Raw genomic sequence first — 4352 nt, 5'->3', positions numbered from 1 at the left:
GTGTAAAGCACGATGTTAGCTATAGTAATTATCCATCTATTGATGTCGATTTAATTGAAGGCAGTAAAACGACATTTAATAGAATAAATCTATAAATGTTATTTAAATAATAAGGAGAAGTATAAAGATGAAATTTAATCGTATTATGCCACTAGTACTTTTATTTAGTGGTTCTATTATGGCAGCTGAAACAGTGGAGCATACAGTAACAGTATCTGCGCAAATACCCAGCGAAAACTTCTATGTTGCGGCGGTTGGTGATTGGATTAATAGCACGCAAAAATTGCAATTTAACCCTAATACAGGAAAGCTTGCTTCCTTTTCTCAACAAATGGAGGTGAAAAGCACAATTGGTCCTATCAAGGGGTACTTATTAAATAAGGCCGCTTTAAGCCGAGCAAACGGAAATGAGGAAATTGACTTAATCGTTAAACTTGCAGGTAAAGAATTAAGCACTGAATCCCAAGAATTATTAACATTAGATAATGTCAGAAATGGTAAAAAAGTTGGTTTTGATATAGTACCAGCTGCCGCTCCAAGTGGAGGTTATACTCCAGGAAATTATCAAGGGGTTGTAAGTATGGTATTTGAATCTGAAGCACCAGTAACACCACCTCCTGCAGGAGAGTAAATATACTTTAATTTACTCCCTAGTTTATAAAACAAGGGGCCGAGAGCCCCTTTATATTAGTGATAGAAGTAAATCACGATGCGATATATCATTTTGTTTTTTATAATGTTTTCTCCTCACTCGTTTGGCATTGAATTAACCTCTTTGATTAAACAATCTCAACAATTACCTAAAGGATTTAGTGACTACTTTTTTGGTGCTCCATTAATGGCAAATATTGTAATTGATGATAAAAATCTTGGTAGTGGTGAGCTAATTCTTGGTAGAGATAATAGCGTTCGTTTAATAAATTTAGTCGATATTTCTGAAAGTGAATTTAGTGATAAGGAAAGAGAAATTTGGAAAACAAACTTAGCAGGTAAATTAAAATTAGGGAAATGTAGTGTAAATTGCTCTGTGAATATATTAATTGCGTATTATAGCCTAGATAAATCTCAGCTTTCTATCATAACTCGTCAGGCTGAGATGCGAGAAAGTGAAGATAACTACCTGACATTACCTGACGAAAACCTAGGGTTGTTACTGCGCAATCAACTCCGTTGGGTTTCTGAAGGAGAAAAACAGACTGGTTTGCTGAACTTTCAGTTAGAAGGTAATGTCGATTCGTGGACGCTATTCTCAGAAGGAGATGTAGTCAAAGGTGATTATAATCAACAAAGTATCCGGCAAGCTTATATCGAGCAGCTTAATCGTAAATACTACACTCGCTTCGGATATTTCACTCCTGATTCACAAGGATTAATTCATCAACAGAATTATTTTTCATCTAACGATATTAATACTGTAGGCGTTATGTTTGGTAATTCAGATTTATTACGCAAAGATCAAGGGGTGCCAAGTTTAGTCCCAATTCAATTAACCAGTGCACGTCCCGGAATCGTCGAAATTTACAAAAATGGTCAGTTATTGCAATCGCAACTGATTCAATCTGGTTTACAGATGCTCGATACCAAGACACTGCCGGCAGGTATTTACGAGATCGAACTTCGCATACTTGAGGATGGTCAAGAAACTCAAAGAAAAACTGAGATGGTGTATAAGCCATCAAGTTGGACGACACCAGAAGATCGTTGGCGTTATAACCTTTACGCAGGTTGGCAGGTTCCGCTCTGGAGCAATATTGATGAGGATATCCCAAAAGTATTAACTGCCGGTGTAGAGTTGAATCATTTACTAACACCCTCAACGATAGTAGGTATTGGAAATCGTTATGCTGATAAACGTTTACACCAGTCAATATCATTCGATTGGAACGTTTCACCTTCACTGCGTTGGTTGAGTACTCTGAACCACAGTGAAGGAATAGGTTGGGGATATAATGCACAAGGCATAATAAATTTGAACACTATTAACATGGTACTAGGTCATACTGCTCGACATACAACTCATCATGATGATGCATCAACCGCTTACTTTTCTATGCAGTATCCGTTGCTACGTTGGGGAAGCACAAATCTTTATCTTGCTCATCAGCCTAAACAGGGTTCATCGGTTAACCTTAGTTGGAGTTATGCAGAGCGTTGGCAAGGTGAATGGGTAAACTGGGGTTTAACCTTGTTTGATCGTCCAGGAAGCTTAAGTACTAATAATGAGAGAGATCGCGGTGCAAGGCTTTCATTTTCAATCAGTTTTGGTTATGGAAATGGAAATTTATCATTGGGTTTGGGTAGCCGTACTTCACGCTCAGGTGAACAAGATCAAGAGTTCAGTTTGAATTATCAACAACAAATGGACTTAGGACCTTTAAAACAGATCAGTGCAGGTATAACTCAAGACAATTATGGTTCAGGCTTTTCGGGTTATGGCCGCTACTCTGCCGATTGGGTAGATGGAGATGTTTTTATGCAAAATTCCTCATATAATCGTGATTGGTCATACGGCGTAAATATGGACAGTTCGATCGCGATCAATCGAAAAGGTAGCGCAATTGGCTCTGGAGGTGGCCAACAAGAAGCTGCTATGATTTTAGATATTGAATCTGATACAGCAGAGGCTCGTTTGCGCGTATCTAGCGATGGTGGGAAGAGTATGACCTTAGGTAGTGGACGACACTTAGTACCTGTGGCGGCCCTTGAAAATGGAACCTTACAATTTGATATGATTGACCAATACTCTTCGCCATTGACCATTCGTCCTGCATTTGTGCCATATTATTTAAACCGAGGCGGCGTTGGTTATCACAAAGTCCAAGTCGTGAAAACAGTGACTGTAATTGGTCGTTTAGTTGATGAACATGCTCAACCATTAGGAGGTGCAAAAGTGATCAATCATGTTGGAAGGACGGTGAGTGAACCTGATGGATTCTTTGTCGTTGATGTCAGTTTAAAACAACCGAGCTTAACCGTTGAAAATGAATACCAGAGTTCCTGTGAATTTTCATTGGGTGATTTAAAAAATGGATCTATACACGATACTATCTTAGTTGGAGACTTATTGTGTAAGTCTAGTAGCATTGCAAAACAATATAATTAACGTACACCTGTACTACAAATTCTCTTTAGTTCAGAATGGTTTCTAAAAATGAACATGCTCTATAAAAAAAACATAACACTTATGCTTTTTATGTTTCCGATACTTTCTTATTCGGCTGTGTTTGATATTAATGCTGAATATAAGCCAGATGCTTTTATGAATGGTGCGGAGTTTATTAATACTACGCCATGCTATACTGAACTTTCTGAAGGGTTGCCATGGCCTATTGGATTTTGTAATACTAGTGCACCGATGAAAGATACTACTATTGTTTCAATGCCGGTCAATCTTACTAGAACACCAAAATATAATGGGGTATGGCGAGATGATTTATTCTATTTTAAGGTTTTTAAACCAAAAACAATTATGTTAAATAATTTTAATGGAGATAATGCAAGTGTGGAATTAATACCAACCAACCTTGGTGGTCGATTTGTTGGTCCTGAGCGGAAATGGGCTTATGATTCAAGGAATGTTTGTACTAGGCATCCATTTGTTGTGGGAGGGGCAACTCACATTGCTTTTTTATGGAATTTCCCTGTTTCTCAAGTAGTTAAAAGTTGCAGAAATGTTGAAGTTACTAGTAAATCTTATTTACCTTATACAATTGATCACTTATTTTTTGGTTTTCATATTTCTACACCTAATCCGTTGACTATGAAAAATGGTAACTATACTGGCAGTGTGACGTTATCTGTAGCACCTAATGGTGATATCGATTTTGGAAATGGAAGCTATAGTGATAGTATTACATTAAGAATTAATTTGCGTGTGAAGCATCAAATAAAAGTGGAGTTTCCTCAAGGTAGTGAAAATATTATACTTAAACCGAACATAGGGTGGGATAATTGGCTAACAGGAGGCAAAGCTCCTGATACTTTAAATTATCAATTAAAATACCGCTTATGGTCTAGTAGCAAGTTAAATATTTCTCTGCGATGTCAATATGAATCTGGAGAACATTGTGCTATTAAAAATAATAAAAACCATTTAGTACCACTAGATATTATTTATGATGATAGGGACAGAAAATTAAATTTATCCAAAAATCCAACCAGAATTAATTCTGATAATGTATTACTTGGAGCAGAAAGAACAATCGATTTTTCTATAAATAAAATATCCATTAGAGATATGTTGAGGTATTCAGGAAGTCGCTATGAAGGAAATGTCACTATAATACATGATGCTGATTTTTAATAAATTACATTAAATTTTTTATATATTCATAAATCGCACTATCACTGGT

3 protein-coding genes are annotated in these 4352 nt (G+C 36.6%); all 3 read left to right on the top strand.

Annotated elements, in window-relative coordinates; genetic code table 11:
• The first annotated feature begins 127 nt into the window (after nt 1–127).
• The 3 genes from B9J84_RS02245 to B9J84_RS02235 all read left to right on the top strand — a co-directional run bounded on the left by B9J84_RS02245 (nt 128) and on the right by B9J84_RS02235 (nt 4303).
• Nucleotides 128–631, top strand: a complete 504-nt coding sequence (locus tag B9J84_RS02245; RefSeq protein ID WP_094123442.1) for a CS1 type fimbrial major subunit — start codon at nt 128–130, stop codon at nt 629–631.
• A 105-nt stretch (nt 632–736) separates the two neighbouring features.
• A complete protein-coding gene (locus tag B9J84_RS02240) occupies nt 737–3103 on the top strand; it encodes a CS1-pili formation C-terminal domain-containing protein (protein ID WP_179217502.1) in 2367 nt (788 codons plus the stop codon).
• Between the two features lie 48 nt (nt 3104–3151).
• Entirely contained in the window at nt 3152–4303 is a 1152-nt protein-coding gene (locus B9J84_RS02235; protein WP_094123440.1) for a hypothetical protein, read from the top strand.
• Nucleotides 4304–4352: the final 49 nt, after the last annotated feature.

It is taken from the genome of Vibrio sp. V03_P4A6T147 (genome assembly GCF_002241085.1).
Classification (GTDB): domain Bacteria; phylum Pseudomonadota; class Gammaproteobacteria; order Enterobacterales; family Vibrionaceae; genus Vibrio; species Vibrio anguillarum.
This window is presented reverse-complemented; position numbering and strand designations above follow the sequence as displayed.

Coding starts and splice junctions, on each gene's coding strand:
- B9J84_RS02245 (WP_094123442.1), top strand. CDS start 128: ATGAAATTTAATCGTATTATGCCACTAGTACTTTTATTTAGTGGTTCT.
- B9J84_RS02240 (WP_179217502.1), top strand. CDS start 737: ATGTTTTCTCCTCACTCGTTTGGCATTGAATTAACCTCTTTGATTAAA.
- B9J84_RS02235 (WP_094123440.1), top strand. CDS start 3,152: ATGAACATGCTCTATAAAAAAAACATAACACTTATGCTTTTTATGTTT.